This window comes from Burkholderia sp. JKS000303 (assembly GCF_002563755.1).
Taxonomy (GTDB): Bacteria; Pseudomonadota; Gammaproteobacteria; order Burkholderiales; family Burkholderiaceae; genus Burkholderia; species Burkholderia anthina_B.
In genome coordinates, this window is record NZ_PDBZ01000003.1 from 81,364 (window position 1) to 106,318 (window position 24,955).

Here is a 24,955-nt window from a genome sequence, read left to right on the forward strand (position 1 = left end):
AAGACGGCGGCGGCCGTTTTCATCCGTCCTTTTCAAAGCAGGTGATTCACATGAGCACTGTTCAGGAAACCCTGGCACTGAAAGATCCGTCGCTGTTCCGCCAGCAGGCGTACGTCAACGGCGAATGGCAAGGCGCGGCGAACGGCGAGTCGTTCGAAGTCCGCAACCCGGCAACCGGCGGCCTGCTCGGCACCGTGCCGGCGATGGGCACGGCCGAGACGCGTCACGCGATCGAAGCCGCGAATGCCGCGTGGCCGGCGTGGCGCAAGAAGACCGCGAAGGAACGCGCGGTCGTCCTGCGCAAGTGGCACGACCTGATGATGGAAAACGCCGACGACCTCGCGCTGATCCTGACGACCGAGCAGGGCAAGTCGCTGGCCGAAGCGAAGGGCGAGATCGGCTACGCGGCCTCGTTCCTCGAGTGGTTCGCCGAAGAAGGCAAGCGCGTGTACGGCGACACGATCCCGACGCCGGCGAGCGACAAGCGCATCGTCGTCACGAAGGAAGCGATCGGCGTGTGCGCGGCGATCACGCCGTGGAACTTCCCGGCGGCGATGATCACCCGCAAGGTCGGCCCGGCGCTCGCGGCAGGCTGCCCGATCGTCGTGAAGCCGGCGGAAGCGACGCCGTTCTCCGCACTCGCGATGGCCGTGCTGGCCGAGCGCGCGGGCGTGCCGGCCGGCGTGTTCAGCGTCGTCACGGGCGACCCGAAGGCGATCGGCGGCGAACTGACGTCGAACCCGATCGTGCGCAAGCTGTCGTTCACCGGCTCGACGCCGATCGGCCGCCTGCTGATGTCGCAATGCGCGGCGACGGTCAAGAAGGTGTCGCTGGAACTCGGCGGCAACGCACCGTTCATCGTGTTCGACGATGCCGATCTCGATGCCGCCGTGCAGGGCGCGATCGCGTCGAAGTACCGCAACAGCGGCCAGACGTGCGTGTGCACGAACCGCTTCTACGTGCATGAAGCCGTGTACGACCAGTTCGCGCAAAAGCTCGCGGCGGCGGTCGGCCAGTTGAAGGTCGGTCGCGGCACGGAGCCGGGCGTCACGCAAGGTCCGCTGATCAACGAAGCGGCCGTGCTGAAGGTCGAGGCGCACATCGAGGACGCGCTCGCGAAAGGCGCGACCGTCGTGACGGGCGGCAAGCGCCACGCGCTCGGCCACGGCTTCTTCGAGCCGACCGTGCTGACCGGCGTCACGCCGGCGATGAAGGTCGCGAAGGAAGAGACGTTCGGGCCGCTCGCGCCGCTGTTCAAGTTCAGCAGCGACGACGAAGTGATCCGCCTCGCGAACGACACCGAGTTCGGTCTGGCCGCGTATTTCTACAGCCGCGACATCGGCCGCGTGTGGAAGGTCGCCGAAGCGCTCGAATACGGGATGGTTGGCGTGAACACGGGCCTGATCTCGAACGAAGTCGCGCCGTTCGGTGGCGTCAAGCAGTCGGGCCTCGGCCGCGAAGGCTCGCACTACGGCATCGACGACTACGTCGTGATCAAGTACCTCTGCCTGGCCGTCTGACGGTTCGGGGCCTGTCGCATCCGCGACCGGCCCTGACCGCCCGGCCGGAACCGGGCGGTCACGACGCGGGCCGGCGCCCCCCTCTCCGTCGCGCCCGCGTCATCTTCCTGTTCCGCTCAACGAAACACGTTCACCGCATCCGCAAGTCGCATCGTCCGATGCTTCAGGCTTGATGCGCCCGCCGCACGCTGTCCTTCCGGCGATAGTCTCCTCTCCGCGATCAGGCCCGACGACATACGCTTCACTCACGTGACGATGTCCGCCATCTCCCTGCTCGAACACCATTGGCAACGACCATCGCTCGGCTCGCCGAACGCGCCCGGATCGTCGATCCGCATTGCAGTTCGAGCGCGCGACTGGACGCGGATACTGGAACGTCTGACACATCGTTCAGGCATCCGCATCAAAACCCATCTTCGCGGAGAAATGCCTCGCGACATCGAGCGTCGCCGCCACGACGGTCGACTCGGGCGAGACGTCGATGCTCGCCGCCAGCCCCAGTATCGTCAACGCGCCGGCCAGCTTGCCGCCCCGTTCGAATATCGGCGTACTGATCGCGTCGATGTCCCTGAACATTCCGCCGGACGTGGCCCCGTATCCGCGCCGGCGGGCCAGGCCCCTGCGCAGGTCGAGATCGACGCGCTGGCCGTCTCTTTGGTCAGGCGGGTAATGCAGCAAGGTGTTGTCGATCGCGACGTCGACGGCCTCCCGGTCGCCCCATGCGAGAAACACCTCGCCGGTCGCGGAGCGCAGCAGCGGCATGACCGTGCCTAGTCGCGCATACACCGTGAGCGGCCGCTGCCCCTGATGCCAGCGCACGATCAGCGGCCCCTGCGGCGACCAGATGCTGAAAAACGACGCTTCGGCGGTTTTGTCGCTGAGCGCCTGGAGAAACGGCGCGCTGACGTGCTGAATCTCGAGCGTGTCGACCGCCGCCAGACCGAGCCGGACGGCGAATGGCCCCAGCGCATATCGGGCCGGCGAACTCTCTCGCCTGACGAACCCGGTGCGCACGAGGCTCACCAGATAGTGATGCACTTGCGCGGAAGCAAACCCGCAGGCGCGCGAGATTTCGATCACGCGCAGCGGCGCACGCGCTTGGTACAGGACGTCGAGAATGGCGGCAGCGACCTCGACCGCACTCACCCCGCGCTGTTTTGACACGGTCTGCTTGTCGGACACGTCGTCACCCCCTCCGGAATCGACCGTAAGCCTTGCACCGTCCTTTTTCGACAGCGTCCCCGCATCGCACCCGCACTCCCGGCACGCCTGGCGATTGACGGCGGCGCTTCCGCGAATGCTTCCTATGTGGTCGCGCGGCGCTTGATTTACGCATTGTAAATAGAGGTAGAGCCTTCCGGTGCAGCGACGCGATACTGCATTCACTGCATGTCGCGGAGCAAGGAACGCATCGGACAGCGCCGATCGCGGCACCGCGCCGGCAGTTCATTCCCCTTCCCGCACGCAAGGCGTCACGCGGGCCGAGCGGTTCGTCTGGCCGCGCGTCGCCAGCGAACGGCCGACGGCGCGACGACGCGCACGCCGGCCCGATCGCCCATTCCCCAAACGCGGAGACACGTCGATGTTCAATATGTTTGTGCGCAATTGCTGGTACGTAGCCGGCTGGAGCCACGAAGTGGCGGACGGGTTGTTCAGTCGCACCATTCTGGGCGAGGCGATCTGCCTTTACCGGGACAGCCAGGGCGCGATCGTGGCGCTCGCCGACCGCTGCGCCCATCGCGGCGCGCCGTTGTCCAGGGGACGCAAGGAAGGCGATGCGCTGCGCTGCATGTATCACGGCGTCAAGTTCGACAAAAGCGGCGCCTGCGTCGATGTGCCGGGTCAGGACAAGTGTCCGCCGAACCTGTGCGTTTCGAGCTTTCCCGTGATCGAGCGCGACAACTGGATCTGGATCTGGATGGGCGACAAGGCCAAGGCCGATCCCGCCCGGATTCCCGGTGCCTGGTCGCTCGGCCGGCCGGACTGGGTCTACCGGCCCGGCTACTACCACTACGATGCGCCCCACATGCTCATCTGCGACAACCTGCTCGACTTCTCTCACATCGGATACGTCCACCCGACGACGCTGGGCGGAACGGAAAACATGTCGGCGAACCGCCCGAAGGTCAGCCGCGGGGACGATCTGGTGCGGGTCGAGCGCTGGCTCGTCGATGAAGTGCCAGCGCCTTTCCACAGCCGGATCGCCCACTTCCCCGGGCTCGTGGACCGGTGGCACTTCTACGACTTCCACGTGCCGGGCGTGTTGATCATGCATTCCGGCGTGCAGGCGACGGGCACGGGTGCGCCCGAGGGCCGCATCCACGATGCCCTTGAGTTCAGAAGCTGTCAGGCGGTCACTCCCGAAACGGAATCGACGTCGCATTATTTCTATGCAGTCCCACGCAATTTTGCACTCGACGACGCATCGATCACCGAAAAAATCTTCGAAGACATCGTCACGGCGTTCGAGGAAGACCGGGTGATGATCGAGGCGCAGGCGCGCAATCTTCCGTCGAGTGGCTGGTCGGCCGCCCCGATCCAGGCAGACACGGCGTTGTCCCATTTCCGCTGGCTGATGAGCAAACGGCTCGACCTCGAAGGTCGACCCGATACGGCAGGACGGCCCGTCGACCGTTGACGCCACCCGTCGCGCGGGACCATGCGCGCGATGCCGTATTGCAGATGCAGTCGTATCCGACATGATTGAGATTGACTGGAGTAGATGATGAATTCGACAGGGCTGACCGTGAAAGTCGTACGCAAGACGATCGAAGCGATCGACATCTGCTCGCTCGAGCTGGTCGACCCGGAAGGCGCCCCCCTGCCCGCCTTCACCGCCGGGTCCCATATCGACGTGCACACGCCGGACGGGCACGTCCGGCAGTATTCGCTTTGCAACGCGCCGAACGAACGAGGCCGCTATCTGATCGCCGTGCTGCGCACGCCGACGTCGCGGGGCGGCTCCATCGCCGTGCACGACGACATCAACGAAGGCGACACGATCCGGATCAGCGCGCCGAGAAACCATTTCCCGCTCGCGGCGGAACCCCGCGACACGCTGCTGCTTGCAGCGGGCATCGGCATCACGCCGATTCTCTGCATGGCCGAACAATTGTCGGGCAGCGGGGTGGCATTCACGTTGCACTACTGCACGCGCACGATCGGGCACACCGCGTTCCGCGAACGGATTCTGGCGTCGAGCTATGCGGCGCGCACGGTCTTCCACCACAGCAGGGAGGCGAGCGGCGACGCGTTTGACATTCCGTCGGTGCTGTCCGGCGTCGAGCCGGGCACGCATCTGTACGTATGCGGACCGGTCGGTTTCCTGGAGGCGACGCTGGCTGCTGCGAGGTCGCTCGGCTGGTCCGACGATCGGCTCCACTACGAATATTTCGGCGCGTCGACAGCCGCCGGATCGGCAAACAAGGCGTTCCAGGTCAAAGTCATGAGTTCCGGGCAGGTGCATGACATTCCGGTGGATCGAAGCGTGACGTCGGTCCTCGCCGAGGCCGGCGTCGACATTCCCGTCTCTTGCGAGCAAGGCGTTTGCGGCACCTGTCTGACCCGTATCGTCGAAGGCGAGCCGGAGCATCGGGACCTGTTCCTCACCGAAGAAGAGCATCGCTTGAACGATCAGTTCACGCCCTGCTGCTCGCGCTCGAAAAGCCCGTTGCTGGTGCTGGATATTTAGGAAAACACATGAGCTTCTCGCGCGCTTTGGCGCGTTGACGCGTTGATGCGTTGACGCGCCCGGGCCATGACGCCGGCGCACGTGCGCCCGTTCATATCGGCTTGATCGGCAAGCAGCGCGAACCCGGGCAGCACAAGCTGCTCACGGGCTTCGCCCTTCCGCTCCGCCGCGTCACGCGGGGGCGACCGCCTGCGACGCCTCCTTCTGCAGCATGGCATCGAGCATCCGACGTGCCCGGACGGGGCCGGCGTCGATATTGAGCAGCGCCGGCCGCAAGGCCGTCAGGCCACCGGCGTTCACCAACGCCTGCTGCTGCGCCATGACCATCGGTTCATCCTGCTCCTCGAACGCGTAGCGGCGCAGGCTGCTGAGCTTTTCGTTCACCGCCTGCTGCTCGTCGGGCGTGCGCGTGACATTCTCGTCACGGCGCACCGCGGCGAAGTGATACAGCGTCTTGAACTCGGAAACAGGGGTGAGGATGTGCGCGCCGAGAATGTGGACGCCGTCGTCGCGGTTTCCGCCGGGCGGGCATGCACCGGCATGGTTCAGCATGCAGGACGGCGCGTTCCAGCGCATGTCGGCCCACTGATCCACGGGCTGGGCATCGCGCCGATACATCAGGTCGAACATGCCCGGCGGCACGACGTTGGGCCACGAGCGCCGCACGTGCAGCGTGTCCCCCGCCTGCTCCACCCTGGTTTCGCCCCGCACCATGCCGGCATGGCCCAGCACGCCGTCATGGAGAAACGACACATGGCTGAGGTCCAGCAGGTTGTCGGTCATCAACTGGTAGTTGACGGCCAGCTCGATCGTTTCCCGACGGCTCACCCGGGTATTGGCGTCCTCATCGAACGCGCTGTAATCCGGTATCAGTTCTTCCCGCGGCGCCTGTTCGCCCATCCACACCCAGACGAGCGAATGTCGCTCGACGGCGGGAAACGCGCTCACCCTGGCGGCAGACGGGATCGCGTCGCTGTGAGGGTTGTGCACGCAACGCCCTGACGCGTCGAACTCCAGCCCGTGGTACCCGCACCGGATGCGGGTCTTGTCGGCGCACAGTTTTCCGACGTGCAGCGGAACGAATCGGTGAGGACACCGATCTAGCAGCGCGACCGGCTTGCCTTCGGCATTCCGGAACATCACCAACGGCGTCTCCGTGATCGTCACGTCGACGAGTTGCCCGGCCGGCAAGTCCTGGGCCCACATCGCCGCGTACCAGATATTTCTCATGAAACGCATACTGCCTCCTCGTAATATTCAATAATATTGAATCACATCAACATAGGTAAGCAGATTAGGGGCTAACCTTTTGGGTCATAATTGGGGAGTTCCCTGATCCCCCGATGGAGTTTCTCTTGCCAAAACAGGTAGATAACGAAGAAGAAATTACGCAGAAACAGGGCATCCAGTCCGTCGAACTGGGGTTTGGACTCGTCGCGGCCCTGATGCAGGCTCAAGAGGCGCTGTCGCTCACGGAACTGGCGCGCGCGGCCGGCATGTCGACCAGCAAGGCACGGGGGTATCTGATCAGTTTCGTTCGACTGGGCATCGTCCGGCAGCTCGGCGACGGCGGCCTTTACGATCTCGGCCCGACGGCCGTCAGGCTCGGCCTCGCAGCGCTCGGCCGCATCAATCCGCTCGAATGCGCGCGAAGCGAACTGCCCGCGCTGCGGGCGGCGGTACGGGAGACCGTCTGCCTGTGCGTCTGGGGAGATTTCGGGCCGGTCGTCGTCGACAAGCTGGACGGCGTTCAGAACACGCCCTTCGAACTGAGGCTCGGCATGACGGTCCCGCTGTTGACGACCGCAACCGGGCGGCTTTTCATGGCATGGATGCCACCGGAGAGTTATCAGACCTTGTTCCAGCAGGAATCGGGGCGGCTCTTGCGCTCCGGCGCGAAGCATCAGTTCAACCTCGATCGCGTGCTCGCCGCGGTGCGCAAGGACGGATGCGCGTCGGTCAGCGATGTGGAGCTGCCAGGCTTCGCATCGGTCGGCGTGCCGCTGTTCGACAATCGCGGCGAACTGATCGCCACGGTCAATGCGATCGGCCCGAGCAGCCGGTTCGACGTTTCGATCAACGGCCCGGTTGCGAATCAGCTGCGGGCATTCGCGCGCCACGTGGCCGAGCAATGCGGAATCGCCGTGTAGCTGCAACGGCCGAACCCAGGAACCCGCCCCCTCCCTTCCAACGGCTGCCGCACCGTACCCGCGCGCCCGACGCCCTGCGTCCAAACGGCCTTATTTACCCATCGTAAATGGATGTAGGGCCGCGCGCGGTACGGGCGCGATACTGAATTCATCGCTTCTCGCCGCCCCGATCCACCGGCGCGGGATCGACCCCGCGTCGCTCTGCCGGCATGCCGTTGCTTGCCGCATGCGCCTGTCGCCGCGTGCTCGCGTTGAATCAGGCCTGCGATTTCGAGCTGTCGGTCCGTGGGACAGGGTTCATCCGGGTATTCAGCAAATCTGATGCAATTCAACATAACTGAATTATCAGGATGCTTCGCCGACTGCCCAGCCCCGTGATCCGGCACCCCGGTCGCACCTGGGACTGGCATACGGGCCCGCACATCGAGCGCCGTTTCGCGATCGAAACGTCACCCGCCCATCGGCTGATCGCGTAACCGCGTCACCGAGTTGGCGCCGACTCGGGTCAGCGCAACGAGATGATTTCGTGCATCAAATATAGGAATACGAAATACAGGAAGACACGACGGCCGGAGAAAGGACGTCGGCCATGCCGGCAACACCGATTCCCGGAGCGCGCCGGTCAATGCAGAAGAAACGAAAACCATTTGGAGACTTGTGATGGAAGGCGACGTGGAGCAACGGCTGGTGCGCAAGATCTGCATGCGGATACTGCCGCTGCTGATCCTCGGATATTTCTTCTCCTACTTCGATCGCGTCAACGTTGGCTTCGCCGCGATCTCAATGAAGGAGGACTTTCACCTGTCGCCCGCCGCGTTCGGCTTCGGCGCCGGCATCTTCTTCATTGGCTACACGCTGTTCGAAATCCCCAGCAACCTGATCATGTTGCGCACGGGCCCACGCATCTGGATCGGCCGCATCATGATCACCTGGGGGTTGATTTCGGCCGGCACGGCATTCGTCTGGAACGACGTCAGCTTCTGGGTCGCGCGCTTTCTGCTCGGGGTCGCCGAGGCGGGGTTCTTCCCGGGGATCATTTACTACCTCACCCTCTGGCTTCCGGCCCGGTACCGCGCGAGGATTTTCGGTCTCGTGCTCGCCACCGGCGTCGTCTCGGTGGTGATCGGCAGTCCGATCTCGGGATGGATCCTGTCGGTCGGCTCCATCGCCGGCCTGAAAAACTGGCAGTGGCTGCTCATCGTCGAGGGCCTGCCGTCATCGCTCCTCGGGATCATCGTTCTGTTCGGGCTGCCCAATCGCCCCGATCAGGTGACATGGCTGTCGGCGCGCGAAAAGACCTGGCTTACCCAAGAACTGCAACAGGAGAAGTCGTCACTGTCGGCAGAGGCCTCGCGCGCCGGGCGCGCGCTGCTGGACCGGCGCGTCTGGGCGCTCGGTCTCATGGTCTTTCCCCTCGCGGCAGCCATCTACGGGATGTTCACCTGGCTGCCGCAGGTCGTCAGCAGCCTGGGGGCATCGCCTATGCAAACGGGCCTGATCAATGCCGTGCCGTTCATCTTCAGCGCGATCGCGATGGTCTGGTGGGGCAACCATTCCGACCGCACGGGCGAACGCGCGTGGCACCTGATCATCCCGCCGGTATGCGCAACGGTCGGCCTGGTGACCGCTGCCATGCTGCCGGTCGGCATCTGGACGCTGGTGTGGCTTTCGATCGGCATGGCAGGCACGCTGGCCGCGCTGACGATGATCGTCTCGGTCACGCCCGAGTTTCTGACCGGGGCCGCCGCGGCGGCCGGAATCGCGCTGGTCAATGCGATCGGCAACGTCGGAAGCTTTTGCGGCCCGTATCTGATCGGTCTCATCAAGGCCATGGGCGGCCAGTTCCAGACCGCGCTGCTCGCGCTCGGCCTGCTGCTGCTGGTCACCGTCGGTCTTGCCGTGTGGTTCCGCGCGAGACACGGCGTCGAGCTCGGCATCAGTTCGGCCAACGCCTGACGCGCCGCGTGGCCGCGCATCGGGCATGGCGCGGATGCGTCGATCCGGACGGGCGGGAGCCTGTACGCGCATACGCACGGCCGGCTCGAACCGGTCCATGCAATCGCTGAAGCGCGACACGGGATCCTGATCGAAGCCTGACCGTCTATTTTCTTCATTTTTTGAAATCGCCCTCACTTAATAGATATGCAGTCCTGATAAAAACAGGCATCTTTCCTGAGGAGAACCTCGTATGAAAAAGTCAGCTTCGACGCTTGCCGCACTTGCGACCTGCGTGGGATGTTCGGTGCCGGCGTTCGCGCAATCCAGCGTGAGCATGTACGGGTTGATCAGCACCGGCATCGGCTATGCCAGCAACGCCGGCGGCTCGCGCCAGTACGGCCTTTACTCCGGCACGATGCAGAATAATCGGTGGGGCTTCCTGATCCGGGAGGATCTCGGCGGCGGATACACCGTGATCGCGCAGCTCGAGAACGGCTTCGACATCACCAACGGCAAGCTCGGGCAGGGAGGTCGCCTGTTCGGCCGACAGGCGTGGGTCGGCCTGTCGAGCGACAAATACGGGACCCTCACGCTGGGACGCCAATACGACGCGTTCTGGGACTACCTGTCCGTTTATGCGGCGCCGAACACATCTGGCGGTACCTTGGCAGCCCATCCGGGCGACGCCGACAACCTGATGGGAAGCTGGCGCTACAACAACAGCATCAAGTATGCGACGCCGACGTGGGCGGGTTTCTCGGCCGAAGGCCTCTATGCGATGAGCAATGCGACGAACTTCGCGATGAACCGGGCCTGGACCGCCGGCGTGCGATACACCGGCCAGCGGTTCAGTGCGGCCGTAGCCTATGTCGACATTCAGTCTCCGGGAACCCTGAATGCATCGGGCGCGGTCACCGACGATTACGCGGGCGCCCCCTTCTTCCTATTCCGCACGAGCCCGCTGAACAACACCGCGGGCGTCCGTCGACAGCGCAACGTCGGCGGCGGCGCCAATTACAAGGTGACGGACAAGTTCACGGTCAGCGCCTTCGCGGACGACATTCGCTACGACTACGTCGATCACACCAGCCTGCGCCTCGACAATTTCGACGTATCGTTATCCTACAAGCTGACGCCGTCCCTGTTCCTGTCCGGCGCCTACGTGTACACGAGCGGCGCGTATGGCGGCCTGCAGGCGAACCCGCACTGGAACACCGGCGTCGCGAGCATCGACTACTTCCTGTCGAAGCGTACCGACCTCTACCTGTACGACATCTTCCAGCGCACCAGCGGCCCTCGCGCGACGGCAGCCATCTACGGCGCCGTACCGTCGACCGGGAGGACACAGAATCTCCTGATCGTCGGCATCCGGCACAAATTCTGACGGCGTACGCGAAGAGCGCACCCAGCCTGCCGCCGCCCCCGAACACATCCATGCAACAGCGAAGCATGCCGGCCACCACAGTCGGCATGCCCACGCCCGACGCTCACCTGAACACGTTCACCGCATCCACCAACCGCGTCGCCTGCTGCTTCAGGCTCTCCGACGCCGCCGTGCTCTGCTCGACCAGCGCCGCGTTCTGCTGCGTGATGTTGTCCAGATGCACCACCGCCTGATCGACCTGCGCAACCCCCGTGCTCTGCTCGGCGGTTGACGAGCTGATTTCCGCGATCAGGTCCGACACGCGCTTCACCTGCGTGACGATGTCCTCCATCGTCTTGCCGGCGCCGTCGACGATCCGTGCGCCCGATTCGACCCGTTCGACGCTCGCGCCGATCAGCGTCTTGATCTCCTTCGCCGCATTCGCGCTGCGCTGCGCGAGCGCCCTGACCTCGCCTGCGACCACCGCGAAACCGCGCCCCTGATCGCCCGCGCGCGCGGCTTCGACCGCCGCGTTCAGCGCGAGGATGTTGGTCTGGAATGCGATCCCGTCGATCACGCCGATGATGTCGGAAATCTTGCGCGAGCTCGCCGTGATGTCGCTCATCGTCGTGACAACCTCGCTCACCGCCTGCCCGCCGCGCTCGGCCGCTTCGCTCGCGGACACCGACAACTGGTTCGCCTGCAGCGCCGTCTCCGCATTGCTCGACACCGTGGCCGTCATCTCGGCCATCGATGCGGCCGTCTGCTGCACGCTGGTCGACGCCTGTTCGGTACGCGCGCTCAGGTCGTTGTTGCCCTGTGCGATCTCGTTGCTCGCGCGCTGCACGTTGAGCACCTGTTCGCTGACGTCGTCGACGAGCCAACGGAACATCAGCCCGAGCTGGTTGATCGTGCGCAGCGTCATGCCGATCTCGTCGACGCGGTTCATCGCGACGCCGGTACGGCTTTCGCCGGTCGCGACGCGCAACGCCTGGTCGCGCAACTGCATCAGCGGACGCGCGATCTGCGCATCGAGCCACAGCCCGGCGGCAATCGACACGCCGGCCGCAGCAGCGGCAAACGCCGCGAGCCCGGCACCGGCCAGCCCGCACGCCCACCCCGCGCCGACGACGGCCGGCGCCAGCACGCACAGCGTCGAATGCAGCCGCGCCCGCACCGACATCGTCTGGAACAGCGATGCGACGCGCATCAGCCCGCTCCGCACGATCAGCCCTTTGTGGAAACGGCGGTTGCCGGCCTTGCCTTCGCGAAACGCGCGATACAGCGCGTCGGCGGCCGCGATCTCGTCGCGCGACGCCTTGGTACGCACCGACATGTATCCGGTCGGCTGCCCGTTGCGCATCACCGGCACCGTATTCGAACGCACCCAGTAGTGATCGCCGTTCTTGCGACGGTTCTTCACGAGCGCGGTCCACGGCTCGCCGTTCTTCAGCGTCGCCCACATGTCGGCGAACGCCTCCTTCGGCATGTCCGGGTGCCGCACGACGTTGTGCGGCTGACCTTCGATCTCCTCCGGGGAAAAGCCGCTGACCTGAATGAATGCGGCGTTCGCGTACTTGATGTAACTGTCCGCATCGGTGGTCGACATCAGCGTCGCGTCGTCGGGAAAATCGAATTCGTGTTGCGTGACAGGCTGGTTATTGCGCATGGTGTGGAGTCCCGGGTTGCGGATCTTGCGTCCGCCTGTGGATGGATTCGAGACCGGACGCATCGCGGTCGGCCCGCATGCGTTCGATCAGACTCCTGCGCTTTCGGCAAATCTGGCGAAAACATTATGCCGACCACGGGTAAATATGCATTAATCGTGCATCGTCTTGATTTAGCCGAACACTTTGTTTATACGTGAATAAAAAATCCCGTTTTATCAAATAGTTGCACGTCAATCGTCTGATCATTCCGGGCAATTCCTTCGACCGGATTGGCGAACGAATCCGGAATCTCGAATGCGAATCCCTCTCGTTTGATGCATTCGAATCCAGTCAAACCGGAAAACGGAGATTTCGCAGCCTCGTCGCGACGGGATACGCAAGCACGCGCCTCCGACGATTACCGAAACACGTTCACCGCATCCACCAGCAGCGTCGCCTGCTGCTTCAGGCTTTCCGACGCCGCCGCGCTCTGCTCGACCAGCGCCGCGTTCTGCTGCGTGATGTTGTCCAGATGCACGACCGCCTGATCGACCTGCGCGACGCCGGTGCTCTGCTCGGCGGTCGACGAGCTGATCTCCGCGATCAGGTCCGACACGCGCTTCACCTGCGCGACGATGTCCTCCATCGTCCTGCCCGCGTCGTCGACCCGCCGCGCGCCCGATTCGACCCGGTCGACGCTCGCGCCGATCAGCGTCTTGATCTCCTTCGCCGCATTCGCACTGCGCTGCGCAAGCGCGCGCACTTCGCCCGCGACCACCGCGAAACCACGCCCCTGCTCGCCGGCGCGTGCCGCTTCGACCGCCGCGTTCAGCGCGAGGATGTTGGTCTGGAATGCGATCCCGTCGATCACGCCGATGATGTCGGCGATCTTGCGCGAGCTGTCGGTGATGTCGCTCATCGTCGCGACGACTTCGCTCACCGCCTGCCCGCCACGCTCGGCCGCTTCGCTCGCGGACACCGACAACTGGTTCGCCTGCAACGCCGTCTCCGCATTGCTCGACACCGTGGCCGTCATCTCGGCCATCGACGCGGCCGTCTGCTGCACACTGGATGCGGCCTGCTCGGTGCGCGCGCTCAAATCGTTGTTGCCCTGCGCGATCTCGTTGCTCGCGCGCTGCACGTTGTGCACCTGCTCGCTGACGTCGTCGACGAGCCAGCGGAACATCAGCCCGAGCTGGTTGATCGTGCGCAGCGTCATGCCGATCTCGTCGACACGGTTCATTCGCACGCCGCGGCGGCTTTCGCCGGTCGCGACGTTCAACGCCTGGTCGTGCAGCCGCTTCAGCGGACGCACGATCTGCGCATCGAGCCACAGCCCTGCCGCAATCGACACGCCGGCCGCCGCAGCGGCAAACGCCGCAAGCCCGGCACCAACCAGCCCGCATGCCCAGCCCGCGCCGATCACGGCCGGCGCCAGCACGCATAGCGCCGAATGAACGCGCGCACGCACCGACATCGTCTGCGGCAGCGACGCGATGCGCAGCAGCCCGGTGCGGACGATCAGCCCTTTGTGGAACTTGCGCTGCCCGGCCTTGCCTTCGCGAAGCTCGCGGTACAACGCGTCGGCGGCCTCGATCTCGTCGCGCGGCGCCTTGGTGCGCACCGACATATAGCCGTGCGGCGCGCCGTTGCGCATCACGGGCACCGCGTTCGCGCGCACCCAGTAGTAGTCGCCGTTCTTGCGACGGTTCTTCACGAGCGCGGTCCACGGCTCGCCGTTCTTCAGCGTCGCCCACATGTCGGCGAACGCCTCTTTCGGCATGTCCGGGTGCCGCACGACGTTGTGCGGCTGGCCGACGAGCTCATCGTTCGAGAAGCCGCTCACATGGGCGAACGTCGTGTTCGCGTACGTGATGTAGCTGTCGGCATCGGTGGTCGACATCAACGTAACGTCGTCGGGAAATTCGAATTCTTGTTGGGTGACAGGCTGGTTGTTGCGCATGCAGGGCTCCGAAAGGCGGATCCGGAGGCAGGATCCGCGCGGCGCGGAAATCGCGATCAGTAGCCGAAAAACGGTTTATCGCTTTACGACGGTCTCGTCCTTACTGTCGGCAATTTCGGCAAAAACCTTACCCCTCAAATACAAAAAATACCGAATTCGTTTATCAATATGACCTGGATCAAATAATCTCGCGATAATCGAGGCCCGCTCTTTTCCGCTGCGACGCGATCCGTTATGGGAAAACGCCGGGCGGCAAGCCGATGTCGGCGGCCGCTGCGCGTGGCAAAACGATTTGGCTCATTTCGCCCAATTCAACCGCCATTCGAAAAATTCGATGAAAAAAATCTTGCATGAACTGAATCGACCTGGCGAACATACGGCATGCCGCCCGCAACCCGCCACCGGCCGGGCAATCGGATGACGCGCCGCACCGTTGGCGAACGCGACGCGCTGTCGGCCCGCCTGCTCGCACGCGACGAACTGCCGCTCGTGTGGACCATCGACCGGCGCGAGATCATCCACCGTCTGTACGCGCTGCGCGACGGCGAGCTGCATCTGGTCCCGGACTTCTACGACGTGCAAGGCTGGCCCGACGGCGAAGCCGAACACTACACGCCGATCCTGCTCGACTGTCACGATCGCGGCGGCTGGTGCCTCGGGATGTTCGACGGCACGCGGCTCGTCGCCGCGGTCATCGTCGACAGCAATCCGCTCGGCGTGCAACGCGACATGCTGCAACTGAAATTCCTGCACGTGAGCCGCGACTGGCGCGGTTGCGGGCTCGGCGCACGGCTCTATCGCGCGGCCCGCGCGCAGGCGCGCGCGATGGGGGCGAAACGTCTGTACGTTTCTGCGACGCCGTCGCAGCATACGATCGACTTCTACCTACGGCTCGGCTTCACAATCAGCGCGTCGCCCGACCCGGCGCTGCATGCGCTCGAGCCGGAGGACATCCACATGGAAGCACCGACCGCCTGACGCGAGCGTGCAAGCGCGACCGCGGGCCGCGCGTAGAATTTCCGCTCGACCCACGCCGCCAACACGGAGAACGACATTGCAGAACGCGCCGCAGCAGCCGGCCCCGCCGAAAATCCTCGTCAGCATGTGCGTGCTCGGTCATCCGGTCCGCTACAACGGCTCGGCCAGGACCGCCGCTCACGCCGCGCTCGAACGGTGGCAACGCGAAGGGCGTCTGGTGCCGGTCTGCCCGGAACTGGCAGGCGGATTGAGCGTGCCGCGCCCGCCCGCCGAGATCGCGGACGGGGAATCCGGGCAACGCGTACTGAAGGGGGCCGCGCGCATCGTCGACGTGCATGGCACGGACGTCACGGCAGCGTTCGTCGACGGCGCGCAAACCGCGCTGGCGCTCGCACGCGCGCACGATTGCCGCTTCGCGATCCTCGCGGACGGCAGTCCGTCGTGCGGAAGCCGCTTCATCTACGACGGGAGTTTCGCGGGCCGACGGCATGCCGGTGCCGGCGTCACGGCGGCGTTGCTGCGCGAGCATGGCGTCGAGGTGTTCGCGGACACCGAGATCGACGCGCTCGTCGCCCGCCTTGCGCGCCTCGCACAACGAACGGAAGGCTGAATGACGAAGTGGCCGTCACGACGATCTCGTGACGGCCACTTCGTTGGCGTTGGCGTTGGCGTTGGCGTTGGCGTTGGCGTTGGCGCAGCGGCGCGGATTCCGATCCTGCCGCTGCCGCCGCGTGACGCGATCAGACGCGTTCGATCGCGATCGCGATGCCCTGACCGACGCCGATGCACATCGTGCACAGCGCGAAACGGCCGTTGGTGCGATGAAGCTGGTACATCGCGGTCGTCACGAGACGCGCGCCCGATGCGCCGAGCGGATGGCCGAGCGCGATCGCGCCGCCGTTCGGGTTCACGCGAGGATCGTCGTCGGCGACGCCGAGCATGCGCAGCACCGCAAGACCCTGCGACGCGAACGCTTCGTTCAGCTCGATCACGTCGAACTGGTCGATCGTCATCCCGAGTCGCGCGAGCAGCTTCTGCGTGGCGGGCGCCGGGCCGATGCCCATCACGCGCGGCGCGACGCCGGCCGTCGCGATGCCGAGCACGCGAGCGCGCGGCGTCAGACCGAAGCGCTTCGCGGTGGCTTCGTTCGCGAGCAGCAGCGCGGCGGCGCCGTCGTTGACGCCCGACGCGTTGCCGGCCGTCACCGAGCCGTCCGGGCGCACGACGCCCTTCAGCTTCGCGAGCGTCTCGAGCGACGTTTCGCGCGGATGCTCGTCACGCGAAAAGACGACGGCGTCGCCTTTCTTCTGCGGAATCGTGACCGACACGATTTCCTCGACGAGCGTGCCGTCCTGCTGCGCACGTGCGGCCTTCTGCTGGCTGCGCAGCGCGAACAAATCTTGATCGGCGCGGCTGATGTTGTAGTCGACCGCGACGTTCTCGGCCGTCTCCGGCATCGAATCGACGCCATGCAGCTTTTTCATCAGCGGATTGACGAAGCGCCAGCCGATCGTCGTGTCGTAGATGTCGGCCTGGCGCGCGAATGCGCTGGCGGCCTTGCCCATCACGAACGGCGCGCGCGTCATGCTTTCGACGCCGCCGGCCACCATCAGCGCGGCCTCGCCCGACTTGATCGCGCGTGCGGCCACGCCGACCGCGTCCATCCCGGAACCGCACAGGCGGTTGATCGTCGAACCCGGCACACCCTCCGGCAGACCCGCGAGCAGCGCGGACATGCGCGCGACGTTGCGGTTGTCCTCGCCGGCCTGGTTCGCGCAGCCGTAGATCACGTCGTCGATCGCGGTCCAGTCGACGTCGCGGTTGCGCTCGACGAGCGCCTTGAGCGGCACCGCGCCGAGGTCGTCGGCGCGCACGCCGGACAGTGCACCGCCGTAACGGCCGATCGGGGTACGAATCGCATCACACAGAAAAGCTTCAGTCATCAGTGTCTCCGGTCTCATGCAAGGCTGGGAAGTGAATGAAACGCGCCCCTTGCATTGCCCGCCGGGATGCGCTTAAATGTTCTATATACGAACATAAGATCGTGTATCGAACGTTCAACGCATCATAGGGAGTGCGGGGACGACCTGTCAAGCGCCCGGTCCGCCGGGCGGTTGGCGTGTCAGGCCCCATGCGCTATCTTCTCGGCTGCACGACAATTCGACCGTTCATGACCACCGAAGACATCCAGAAACCCGGCGACTCCTATGTGCAGTCGTTCGCACGCGGCCTCGCGGTGATCCGCGCGTTCGACGCCCAGCGCCCGGAGCAGACGCTCACCGAGGTCGCGTCGGCCACCGGACTCACGCGCGCGGGCGCGCGCCGGATCCTGCTCACGCTGCAGACGCTCGGCTACGTCGAGGCCGACGGCCGGCTGTTCCGGCTCACGCCGAAGATCCTCGAGCTCGGCTTCGCGTATCTCACGTCGATGCCGTTCTGGAATCTCGCCGATCCGGTGATGGAACAACTGTCCGCGCAGATCCACGAAAGCTGCTCGGCGGCCGTGCTCGACCGCACCGAAATCGTCTATGTGCTGCGCGTGCCGACCCACAAGATCATGACGATCAACCTGTCGATCGGCAGCCGCCTGCCTGCGTACTGCACGTCGATGGGCCGCGTGCTGCTGTCCGCGCTCGACGACGCGGCGCTCGACGAGACGCTCGCGCAAAGCGGCATCCGCGCGCACACGCAGCACACGATCACCGATCTCGGCGAACTGAAGGCGACGATCGCGCAGGTGCGCCAGCAGGGCTGGGCCGTGGTCGACCAGGAACTCGAAGTGGGATTGATGTCGATTTCCGCGCCGATCCGCAACCGGCGCGGGCAGGTGATCGCCGCGATGAACATCAGCGGCAACGCGCAGCGACACACCGCGAAGCAGATGGTGAAGGAGTTTCTCGGGCCGCTGCAGCACGCCGCGCAGACGGTGTCGGAACTGGTCGCGCGGCGCGGCTGAGCGGCCGGCTCGCGTGCCTGCCCGGCGATACGGCACGGCGTGGCGCAGACAAAAAAGACGGGCGGCACGCGCCGCCCGCTCAACTCTCTGACTCTGCTGCAACTTCTTCTCACGGAACACGGAGCACGCTCCGCACCGCCCAATTTAGTGACGCGGCGAAAGCCGGTCAATTTGACGAGAACGAAATTGCCTGGCGCCTTTCGGACGCCCGGGCGCCTCAGCGCCCCGCCGCTCACGCGCCGAGCAACATCCCCTTGCGCACCGGCACCGTGCCCGTCACGCGGCCGAGCGGCGCGCCGGCCGTCACGAAGCGGATCGCGCGGCGCATGTAGAACACGCCGTCGGTGCGGCTCGACACGGTCGTGATCGCATCGGTCAGCGGATCGACGATGTCGAACAGCGGATCGCCGGCCCGAATCGTCGCGCCGATTGCCGCGCGATGCACGAGAATCCCGCTCACCGGCGCGTAGAACTGTTCGCTGCCGGCAAGCGGCGTGGCCGGCGCGGCGAGCGCCGGCAGCGGCGTGCGCTCGCCGTTCACGGCGCCGCACCACACCAGATAGTCGACGAGCGCATCGGCGTCGCGCTCCGCGTATTCATATGTCACGTCGCGCTGCCCGCGGCATTCGACCGTCACGGCCACCGTGCCCGCCGCCATCGGCGTGTGCGCCGGCAAATGCTGCCGCAACTGCGACCACAGCAGGTGATGCGCATCGTCGAACGCATGGCCGCCCGAATCCTCCGCAAGCAACGACACCTGCGCGCCGAGATAGCGCGCGAGCGGCTCGACCTGCGGCCACGCCGTGTCGCTCGTGTACACGTGCATCACCGCTTCGAGCGAGCAATGCAGGTCGATCACGACGTCGGCGTCATGCGACAGCTTCAGCAGCGCGAGCTGCAACGCATCGAATTCGGTGCGCGGCGCGATGTCGTCGAGCGCCGCGCCGACGCATTCGCGCACGATCGCGCGATTGCGCACCGGGTCCGCGCCGAGCCGGTCGCTGGCCTGCGCGGCAATCTCCGCGAGCGGCAGGAAGCCGCGATTGAAGTTGCGCCCGCTCGCGAGATCGAAGCGGCCGATGAATTGCCCGAGCAGATGATGATTGAGGCCGACCGGGTTCGCGACCGGCACGAGCACGATCCCGGCCGTGAGCCGGCCGTCGGCGTCGAGTTGCGCAAGACGCTGCTTGAGCACGACCGCGGCGAGCATCGCCGGAGTTTCGTCCGCATGCAGCGCGGCCTGCAGGTAGATCTTGCGGCCGGCGTCGGCCGGCCCGAAATGGAAGCTCGTCAGCGTGCGCTGCGTGCCGATCGACGGCGACAGGAGCGGCGTGGTGCGAATCTGCATCGATGATCTCGAATGAGGAAGAACGGAGAAAACGGGAGAACGGCGCGACTCAATCGCCGTACGGGTTGAAATCGAAGTACTTCTTCGCGATCCGGTCGTACGTGCCGTCCTTCAGCATCGACGCGATCGCGCCGTCGATCGACGCCTTGAGCGCCGTGTCCGACTGGCGCATCCCGATCCCGACGCCGCGATCGCCCATGTCGAGCGGCGCACCGACGAACGCGAAGCCCTTGCCCTTCGGCTGGCGCAGGAATCCGTAGTCGGCTTCCACCGCGCCGAGCAGCGCCGCGTCGAGCCGGCCGTTGACGAGATCGGCGAACACGTCGTCCTGGCTCTTGTACTGCACGATGCTGACGCCGGCCGGCGCCCAGTGCGCGAGCGCCCACGATTCGAACTGCGTGCCCGACTGCACGCCGACGCGCTTGCCGGCGAGCGACGCGGTCGTGCTGCCGAGCCCGAGCGCGGGCCGCGCGACAAGGCGCGACTTGAAGCGGAACAGCTTCGACGAGAACAGGATCTGCTTCTCGCGCTTCCCGGTGATCGCCATCGACGACAGGATCGCGTCGATCTTGCGCGCCTGCAGCGCCGGGATCATCCCTGAGAATTCCAGCTCGACCCACTGGCAGCGCAGTTGCGCGCGGCGGCAGATCTCGTTGCCGAGATCGACGTCGAAGCCCTTCAGGCTGCCGTCGGGTGCCTTCGCGTCCATCGGCGGATAGGTCGGGTCGATGCCGAGACGCACCAGGTGCGCGTCGAGCGCATGCGCGGGCGCGGCCGCGAATCCGATGCACAGGGAAACCAGCGGAAAGAGGAGGCGACGGACGCGTTGCATGCTTTTCATGGTCGACGGAGCGCTGGAAGAGAAACAAACGGCATGAGCCGGACTGCCTGCGATCGTAGTGCGCGCACGCCGCCGCCGGAACGCGCGACTGTCTTATCATGATCACTCTTTCCGATCACGGCATCGCGCTCGACCATGGCGTTCACGCTGTCCCAGCTTCGCATCTTCCAGGCCGTCGTCGAGCACGGCAGCCTGCGCGCCGCCGCACGCGCGCTCGATCTCGCGCAAAGCGGCGTCACGCAGCAGTTGCAGGGGCTCGAGGCGACGCTCGGCGCAACGCTGTTCACGCGCACCAATCGCGGGATCGTGCCGACCGCCGTCGGCCAGCGGCTGCTCGCGCGTTCGGGCGCGATCCTCGGCGAATGCGAACAGGTCGAGCACGAGATCCGGCAACTGAGCGGCGCGTACGAAGGCACCGTCACGCTCGGCCTGGTGGCGGAACCGCTGATCGACGCGTTCGCGCCGGTGCTGACGGCCTTCCGCGAGCGCTTCGCGAAGGTCGACGTGCACCTGCGCACCGGCACGTCGCGGATGATGATCGGCTGGCTGCGCGAAAACGCGGTGGATTTCGCGATCGCGATCGTCGCGAAGCAGACCGACACGACCGATCTCGCGGTCACGCCGCTGCTTGCGTCGGCGCCGGTGGTCGTCTGCCGCAGCGGCCATCCGCAGCGGCACGCGCAATCGCTTGCCGAGCTGGCCGACTACGCGTGGGTGTCGACGCGTTCGCCGAACCTGAGCGCCGATCCGGTCGTCAACCGGCTGCTCGCGTACTTCGACGTGCACGGCCTGCCGCCGCCGAGGATCCTCGCCACCGTCGAAGGGATGTTCGAGACGCTGCAACTCGTCACGCAGACCGATTGCCTGTCGCTCGAAACCGAAGCCGTGACGCGCCACGGGCCGTTCGCCGGCGCGCTCGCGAAGGTGCCCGTGCGCGAGCAGGCCGAATCGCAGGACATCTGCCTGCTGCAGCGCGCGGCCGTGCCGCTGACGCCGGCCGCGCAGGAACTGGCGACGATGCTCGCGTCGTACCTGAGGACCGTGCGCGGGCGGTAAGCGCAACGCGCCGCCCGCGGCACGTCACGTCAGTCCATCGACTCGCGCGCCGTCTCGCGCAGCATCGCGACCGCGATCAGCGACAGCACCACACACGCCGCCACATAGCCGGCCGGCGCGAGCTTGCTGCCCGTCGTCTTCACGAGCCACGTCGCGATCAGCTGCGCGGTGCCGCCGAAAATCGTCACGGCGAGCGCATACGCGATCGAGATGCCCGTCGCGCGCACGTGGCGCGGCAGCGACTCGCACATCAGCGCCATTTCCGATGCCGACCCGAGCGAATAGAACAGCAGCATCAGCGCGGTCAGCGGCAGGATCACCGACAGCGTCGGATGATGGTTCATCAGCCAGAACGCGGGGAACAGCAGCAGCACGAGCACGCCGCGCCCGACGAAGATCGGCATGCGCCGGCTGCCCAGGCGATCCGACAGCCAGCCGAACAGCGGGCACGTGACCAGCATCACGCAACCCGACGCGACGCCGACGAACATCGACAGCTTCATCGGCAGGCCGAGCGTATGAATCGCGTAGGTCGGCATGTAGAACGTCAGGATGTAGGTCGACACCGTGCCGCCCATCACCGTCAGCATCAGCAGCACCACCGTACGCGTATGCTGCGAGAACAGCTCGCGCAGCACGCCGCGTTCGATCCCGTGATGACTGTCGCCGGGCGCATCGTCGGCGAGCCGGCGGCGCAGATACATGCCGACCGGCGCGATCAGCACGCCCACGAGGAACGGCAGGCGCCAGCCCCAGCCTTCGAGGGCGTCCTTCGTCAGCGTGTTCGACAGCAGCGCCGCGAAGCCCGAGCCCATCAACGCCGCGCCGCCTTGCGTCGCGAGCTGCCAGCTCGCGCGGAACGCGCGGCGCGACGTGCCGCCCTGCTCGATCAGTGTCGACGTCGCCGCGCCGAACTCGCCGCCCTGCGAAAAGCCCTGCAGCAACCGCGCGAAGACGACCAGCAGCGGCGCGGCCACGCCGACCTGCGCGTAGGTCGGCGCGATCGCGATCAGGCCGGTGCCGAGCGCCATCAGCATGATCGTCAGGTTCAGCGCGGCCTTGCGGCCCTTGCGGTCCGCATAGACGCCGAGCACGACACTGCCGAGCGGCCGCGTGAAGAAGCCGGCGGCGAAGGTCGCGACCGACAGCAGCAGCGACGTGGTCGGATCGCTCGACGGGAAGAACAGCTTGCCGATCAGCACCGCGAAGAAGCCGTACACGGTGAAATCGAAGAACTCCAGCCAGTTGCCGATCACGGCCGCGGCGATCGCGCCGCGCCGTGTGACGGCAGGCGCGCCGTGCGCATCGGTTCCGGCTGCCCCCGTCGACGCGGGGTGCAGCGCGAGATGGTCTTTCTGCATGCTACGTGTCTCCTCTCAATGCGGCCTGACGCGCCGGCCGCCCGCCGCCGCCCGGTTACTGCCCGAGGTAACGCTCCACGAGACGCGTCCAGAATGCCGCGCCGATCGGCAGGTTGCGGTCGTTGAAGTCGTACTTCGGGTTGTGCACCATGCAGCCGTCCTCGCCTTCGCCGTTGCCGAGCCGCACGAACGACCCCGGCCGCTGCTGCAGCATGAACGCGAAATCCTCGCTGCCCATCAGCAGGTCGGCCTGCTCGACCACGTGCGCATCGCCGACCAGCTCGCGCGCGACCTGCGCGGCGAAATCCGTTTCGGCATCCGTATTGACGACGACCGGATAGCCTTCGATGTACTCGACGTTCGCGGTCGCGCCGTAGCTCGCGGCCTGCGACTCGGCCAGCTCGACGATGCGGCGCTTGAGCAGCGCGCGCACTTCCGGGCTGAACGAACGCACGCTCAGTTCGAGGCGCGCGCCGTTCGGGATCACGTTGTTCGCGGTGCCCGCGTGCATCGAGCCGACCGTGACGACCGCCGGCTGCGACGGGTCGATGTTGCGCGCGACGATCGTCTGCAGCGCCATCACGATGCTCGCCGCGACGACCACCGGGTCGACCGTCAGGTGCGGGCGCGCCGCATGGCCGCCGACGCCTTCGATCGAGATGATCGCCTTGTCGCCGGCCGACATGAACGGGCCGCGCCGCGTGAGGAACACGCCCGGCGCCGCGCCCGGATGGTTGTGCATGCCGTACACGGCATCGCACGGAAAGCGTTCGAACAGGCCGTCGTCGATCATCTTCTTCGCGCCGCTGTCGACGCCGTGCTCTTCCGCCGGCTGGAAATACAGGTGCACGGTGCCGGAGAAGTTGCGCGTCTTCGCGAGATGTTGCGCGGCGCCGAGCAGCATCGTCGTGTGGCCGTCGTGGCCGCACGCGTGCATCTTGCCGTGCGCGCCGCTCGCGTACGGCAGGCCGGTCGCTTCGAGAATCGGCAGCGCGTCCATGTCCGCACGGATGCCGATACTGCGCTTGCCGTCGCCCACGCGCAGCGTGCCGACCACGCCCGTCTTGCCGACCCCGCGCGTCACCTGCCAGCCCCATTGCTCGAGCTTGTCCGCGACGAGCGCGGCCGTTTCGTGCTCCTCGTACGCGAGCTCCGGGTGATGGTGGATGTGGTGGCGAATCTCGCGCAGCCCGCCGGCGGCGGGCATCAGGTCTTCGATTTCGGTGAGTCGAACGTCGGTGGTCATCAAGCGGCTCCTGCTGTTTGTCAGCGTATCTGCGCACGCGGGCGATTGCGTGCGGTAAAGCGAGCCACTATATCGAGCCGATATCGGTTCAATAAGATGCGGAATTTTTCACCGCGATAAGCTTTGTTAATCAGGGTTAATACGGACGAGCGCGGCCCGATCGACGTCGCCCGGCGCGCCGTTCACGTCCATCGTCATGTCAGCCATTGATTTTTGAGACGAACGGTCTATTATTCACCCATGGACGTTCGAACCGACCCGCCTCGCCGTCGCGGCAGGCCCCCCAAACAACACGAGGACCTCGTCGCCACGCGCGACATGCTGTTGCGCACCGGGCTGGAGGTGCTCACCGAAAAGGGCTTCTCGGCCACCGGGCTCGACGAGATCCTCGGCCGCGCCGGCGTGCCGAAGGGTTCGTTCTATCACTACTTCGACAGCAAGGAGGCGTTCGGCCTCGAGCTGATCGACCGCTACGCCGAATTCTTCGCCCGCAAGCTGGACCGCCATTTCAGCCAGCTCGACCGCACGCCGCTGGAGCGCGTGCGCGCGTTCGTCGACGACGCGTGCGAAGGGATGGCCCGCTACGCGTACAGCCGAGGCTGCCTGATCGGCAACCTCGGCCAGGAAATGGGCGCGCTGCCCGAGAGCTTCCGCGCGCGGCTGCGCGCCACGTTCGAGGACTGGCAGCGCCGTCTGGCCGACTGCCTGGCCGCCGCGCAGCAGGCGGGCGAGCTGGCGGCCTCCGCCGACGTCGCCGAGCTGGCCGCGTTTTTCTGGATCGGCTGGGAAGGCGCCGTGCTGCGCGCGAAGCTCGAACGCAGCGACGTGCCGCTCAAGCTGTTCGCACAGTTTTTCTTCAGTGGCCTGCCGCGCCACTGAGTTTTTTTGCCATTGA

General features: G+C 65.9%; 20 protein-coding genes. 11 read left to right on the forward strand and 9 right to left on the reverse strand.

The features are described 5' to 3' along the window. Window positions 1-50 precede the first annotated feature (50 nt). On the forward strand, window positions 51-1,520 hold the full coding sequence (gene gabD, locus BX604_RS28200; RefSeq protein WP_098554146.1) for an NADP-dependent succinate-semialdehyde dehydrogenase: 1,470 nt from the start codon (window positions 51-53) through the stop codon (window positions 1,518-1,520). A 390-nt stretch (window positions 1,521-1,910) separates the two neighbouring features. Here gabD and BX604_RS28205 read toward each other — a convergent pair whose 3' ends face one another. Beyond that, a complete protein-coding gene (locus BX604_RS28205; protein ID WP_179894912.1) occupies window positions 1,911-2,702 on the reverse strand; it encodes an IclR family transcriptional regulator in 792 nt (263 codons plus the stop codon). Window positions 2,703-3,102: 400 nt separating this feature from the next. Here BX604_RS28205 and BX604_RS28210 point away from each other — a divergent pair, with 400 nt between their 5' ends. Both BX604_RS28210 and BX604_RS28215 read left to right on the forward strand, forming a co-directional pair. Beyond that, a complete protein-coding gene (locus tag BX604_RS28210) occupies window positions 3,103-4,158 on the forward strand; it encodes an aromatic ring-hydroxylating dioxygenase subunit alpha (RefSeq protein WP_306668245.1) in 1,056 nt (351 codons plus the stop codon). A gap of 87 nt (window positions 4,159-4,245) precedes the next feature. Beyond that, a complete protein-coding gene (locus BX604_RS28215) occupies window positions 4,246-5,211 on the forward strand; it encodes a PDR/VanB family oxidoreductase (protein WP_098555034.1) in 966 nt (321 codons plus the stop codon). 171 nt (window positions 5,212-5,382) lie between these two features. Here the strand turns inward: BX604_RS28215 and BX604_RS28220 are convergent, their stop codons facing one another. Then, the gene (locus tag BX604_RS28220; protein ID WP_098554148.1) at window positions 5,383-6,450 is read right to left on the reverse strand and encodes an aromatic ring-hydroxylating dioxygenase subunit alpha; all 1,068 of its coding nucleotides are present in this window, start codon (window positions 6,448-6,450) and stop codon (window positions 5,383-5,385) included. A gap of 104 nt (window positions 6,451-6,554) precedes the next feature. Here BX604_RS28220 and BX604_RS28225 point away from each other — a divergent pair, with 104 nt between their 5' ends. The 3 genes from BX604_RS28225 to BX604_RS28235 all read left to right on the forward strand — a co-directional run bounded on the left by BX604_RS28225 (window position 6,555) and on the right by BX604_RS28235 (window position 10,683). Beyond that, on the forward strand, window positions 6,555-7,361 hold the full coding sequence (locus BX604_RS28225; RefSeq protein ID WP_098554149.1) for an IclR family transcriptional regulator: 807 nt from the start codon (window positions 6,555-6,557) through the stop codon (window positions 7,359-7,361). Between the two features lie 660 nt (window positions 7,362-8,021). Further along, complete coding sequence (locus tag BX604_RS28230; protein WP_098554150.1) at window positions 8,022-9,317, forward strand: MFS transporter; 1,296 nt, start codon at window positions 8,022-8,024, stop codon at window positions 9,315-9,317. Window positions 9,318-9,549: 232 nt separating this feature from the next. Beyond that, on the forward strand, window positions 9,550-10,683 hold the full coding sequence (locus tag BX604_RS28235; protein ID WP_098554151.1) for a porin: 1,134 nt from the start codon (window positions 9,550-9,552) through the stop codon (window positions 10,681-10,683). A gap of 103 nt (window positions 10,684-10,786) precedes the next feature. On the opposite strand, the gene BX604_RS28240 is transcribed toward BX604_RS28235, so the two are convergent. Next, window positions 10,787-12,331 (reverse strand): methyl-accepting chemotaxis protein, encoded by a 1,545-nt coding sequence (locus tag BX604_RS28240; protein ID WP_098554152.1) that lies wholly within the window; start codon window positions 12,329-12,331, stop codon window positions 10,787-10,789. Between the two features lie 398 nt (window positions 12,332-12,729). After that, entirely contained in the window at window positions 12,730-14,274 is a 1,545-nt protein-coding gene (locus BX604_RS28245; protein ID WP_098554153.1) for a methyl-accepting chemotaxis protein, read from the reverse strand. Window positions 14,275-14,691: 417 nt separating this feature from the next. On the opposite strand from BX604_RS28245, the gene BX604_RS28250 reads away from it, so the two are divergent. Both BX604_RS28250 and BX604_RS28255 read left to right on the forward strand, forming a co-directional pair. Then, entirely contained in the window at window positions 14,692-15,252 is a 561-nt protein-coding gene (locus tag BX604_RS28250) for a GNAT family N-acetyltransferase (protein ID WP_098555037.1), read from the forward strand. A gap of 124 nt (window positions 15,253-15,376) precedes the next feature. After that, the gene (locus tag BX604_RS28255) at window positions 15,377-15,862 is read left to right on the forward strand and encodes a DUF523 domain-containing protein (RefSeq protein ID WP_373562449.1); all 486 of its coding nucleotides are present in this window, start codon (window positions 15,377-15,379) and stop codon (window positions 15,860-15,862) included. A 130-nt stretch (window positions 15,863-15,992) separates the two neighbouring features. Here the strand turns inward: BX604_RS28255 and pcaF are convergent, their stop codons facing one another. Continuing rightward, the gene (gene pcaF, locus BX604_RS28260; RefSeq protein ID WP_098554155.1) at window positions 15,993-17,195 is read right to left on the reverse strand and encodes a 3-oxoadipyl-CoA thiolase; all 1,203 of its coding nucleotides are present in this window, start codon (window positions 17,193-17,195) and stop codon (window positions 15,993-15,995) included. Between the two features lie 227 nt (window positions 17,196-17,422). Between pcaF and BX604_RS28265 the strand changes: the two genes are divergently transcribed. Further along, complete coding sequence (locus BX604_RS28265; protein WP_175691234.1) at window positions 17,423-18,208, forward strand: IclR family transcriptional regulator; 786 nt, start codon at window positions 17,423-17,425, stop codon at window positions 18,206-18,208. Window positions 18,209-18,440: 232 nt separating this feature from the next. On the opposite strand, the gene BX604_RS28270 is transcribed toward BX604_RS28265, so the two are convergent. Both BX604_RS28270 and BX604_RS28275 read right to left on the reverse strand, forming a co-directional pair. Then, window positions 18,441-19,556: a succinylglutamate desuccinylase/aspartoacylase family protein gene (locus tag BX604_RS28270; protein WP_098554157.1), complete on the reverse strand. Its 1,116-nt coding sequence runs from the start codon at window positions 19,554-19,556 to the stop codon at window positions 18,441-18,443. A 49-nt stretch (window positions 19,557-19,605) separates the two neighbouring features. After that, the gene (locus BX604_RS28275) at window positions 19,606-20,388 is read right to left on the reverse strand and encodes a transporter substrate-binding domain-containing protein (RefSeq protein WP_098555039.1); all 783 of its coding nucleotides are present in this window, start codon (window positions 20,386-20,388) and stop codon (window positions 19,606-19,608) included. 144 nt (window positions 20,389-20,532) lie between these two features. Here BX604_RS28275 and BX604_RS28280 point away from each other — a divergent pair, with 144 nt between their 5' ends. Then, window positions 20,533-21,453 (forward strand): LysR family transcriptional regulator, encoded by a 921-nt coding sequence (locus tag BX604_RS28280; protein WP_098554158.1) that lies wholly within the window; start codon window positions 20,533-20,535, stop codon window positions 21,451-21,453. Window positions 21,454-21,482: 29 nt separating this feature from the next. Here the strand turns inward: BX604_RS28280 and BX604_RS28285 are convergent, their stop codons facing one another. Together BX604_RS28285 and BX604_RS28290 are read right to left on the reverse strand one after the other, a co-directional pair. After that, on the reverse strand, window positions 21,483-22,814 hold the full coding sequence (locus tag BX604_RS28285) for an MFS transporter (protein ID WP_098554159.1): 1,332 nt from the start codon (window positions 22,812-22,814) through the stop codon (window positions 21,483-21,485). A 55-nt stretch (window positions 22,815-22,869) separates the two neighbouring features. Continuing rightward, the gene (locus BX604_RS28290; protein WP_098554160.1) at window positions 22,870-24,060 is read right to left on the reverse strand and encodes a M20 aminoacylase family protein; all 1,191 of its coding nucleotides are present in this window, start codon (window positions 24,058-24,060) and stop codon (window positions 22,870-22,872) included. Window positions 24,061-24,300: 240 nt separating this feature from the next. Here BX604_RS28290 and acuR point away from each other — a divergent pair, with 240 nt between their 5' ends. Beyond that, a complete protein-coding gene (gene acuR / locus BX604_RS28295) occupies window positions 24,301-24,939 on the forward strand; it encodes an acrylate utilization transcriptional regulator AcuR (RefSeq protein ID WP_098554161.1) in 639 nt (212 codons plus the stop codon). The last annotated feature ends 16 nt before the right edge of the window (window positions 24,940-24,955 follow it).

Excerpts from the sequence above, each read along its gene's own strand:
- BX604_RS28245 (WP_098554153.1), bottom strand. The coding sequence starts at position 14,274 with ATGCGCAACAACCAGCCTGTCACCCAACAAGAATTCGAATTTCCCGAC.
- BX604_RS28255 (WP_373562449.1), top strand. The coding sequence starts at position 15,377 with ATGTGCGTGCTCGGTCATCCGGTCCGCTACAACGGCTCGGCCAGGACC.
- BX604_RS28250 (WP_098555037.1), top strand. The coding sequence starts at position 14,692 with ATGACGCGCCGCACCGTTGGCGAACGCGACGCGCTGTCGGCCCGCCTG.
- pcaF (WP_098554155.1), bottom strand. The coding sequence starts at position 17,195 with ATGACTGAAGCTTTTCTGTGTGATGCGATTCGTACCCCGATCGGCCGT.
- BX604_RS28235 (WP_098554151.1), top strand. The coding sequence starts at position 9,550 with ATGAAAAAGTCAGCTTCGACGCTTGCCGCACTTGCGACCTGCGTGGGA.
- BX604_RS28275 (WP_098555039.1), bottom strand. The coding sequence starts at position 20,388 with ATGCAACGCGTCCGTCGCCTCCTCTTTCCGCTGGTTTCCCTGTGCATC.
- BX604_RS28290 (WP_098554160.1), bottom strand. The coding sequence starts at position 24,060 with ATGACCACCGACGTTCGACTCACCGAAATCGAAGACCTGATGCCCGCC.
- BX604_RS28265 (WP_175691234.1), top strand. The coding sequence starts at position 17,423 with ATGACCACCGAAGACATCCAGAAACCCGGCGACTCCTATGTGCAGTCG.
- BX604_RS28215 (WP_098555034.1), top strand. The coding sequence starts at position 4,246 with ATGAATTCGACAGGGCTGACCGTGAAAGTCGTACGCAAGACGATCGAA.
- BX604_RS28285 (WP_098554159.1), bottom strand. The coding sequence starts at position 22,814 with ATGCAGAAAGACCATCTCGCGCTGCACCCCGCGTCGACGGGGGCAGCC.
- BX604_RS28230 (WP_098554150.1), top strand. The coding sequence starts at position 8,022 with ATGGAAGGCGACGTGGAGCAACGGCTGGTGCGCAAGATCTGCATGCGG.
- BX604_RS28270 (WP_098554157.1), bottom strand. The coding sequence starts at position 19,556 with ATGCAGATTCGCACCACGCCGCTCCTGTCGCCGTCGATCGGCACGCAG.
- BX604_RS28210 (WP_306668245.1), top strand. The coding sequence starts at position 3,103 with ATGTTCAATATGTTTGTGCGCAATTGCTGGTACGTAGCCGGCTGGAGC.
- acuR (WP_098554161.1), top strand. The coding sequence starts at position 24,301 with ATGGACGTTCGAACCGACCCGCCTCGCCGTCGCGGCAGGCCCCCCAAA.
- gabD (WP_098554146.1), top strand. The coding sequence starts at position 51 with ATGAGCACTGTTCAGGAAACCCTGGCACTGAAAGATCCGTCGCTGTTC.
- BX604_RS28240 (WP_098554152.1), bottom strand. The coding sequence starts at position 12,331 with ATGCGCAATAACCAGCCTGTCACGCAACACGAATTCGATTTTCCCGAC.
- BX604_RS28220 (WP_098554148.1), bottom strand. The coding sequence starts at position 6,450 with ATGCGTTTCATGAGAAATATCTGGTACGCGGCGATGTGGGCCCAGGAC.
- BX604_RS28280 (WP_098554158.1), top strand. The coding sequence starts at position 20,533 with ATGGCGTTCACGCTGTCCCAGCTTCGCATCTTCCAGGCCGTCGTCGAG.
- BX604_RS28225 (WP_098554149.1), top strand. The coding sequence starts at position 6,555 with ATGGAGTTTCTCTTGCCAAAACAGGTAGATAACGAAGAAGAAATTACG.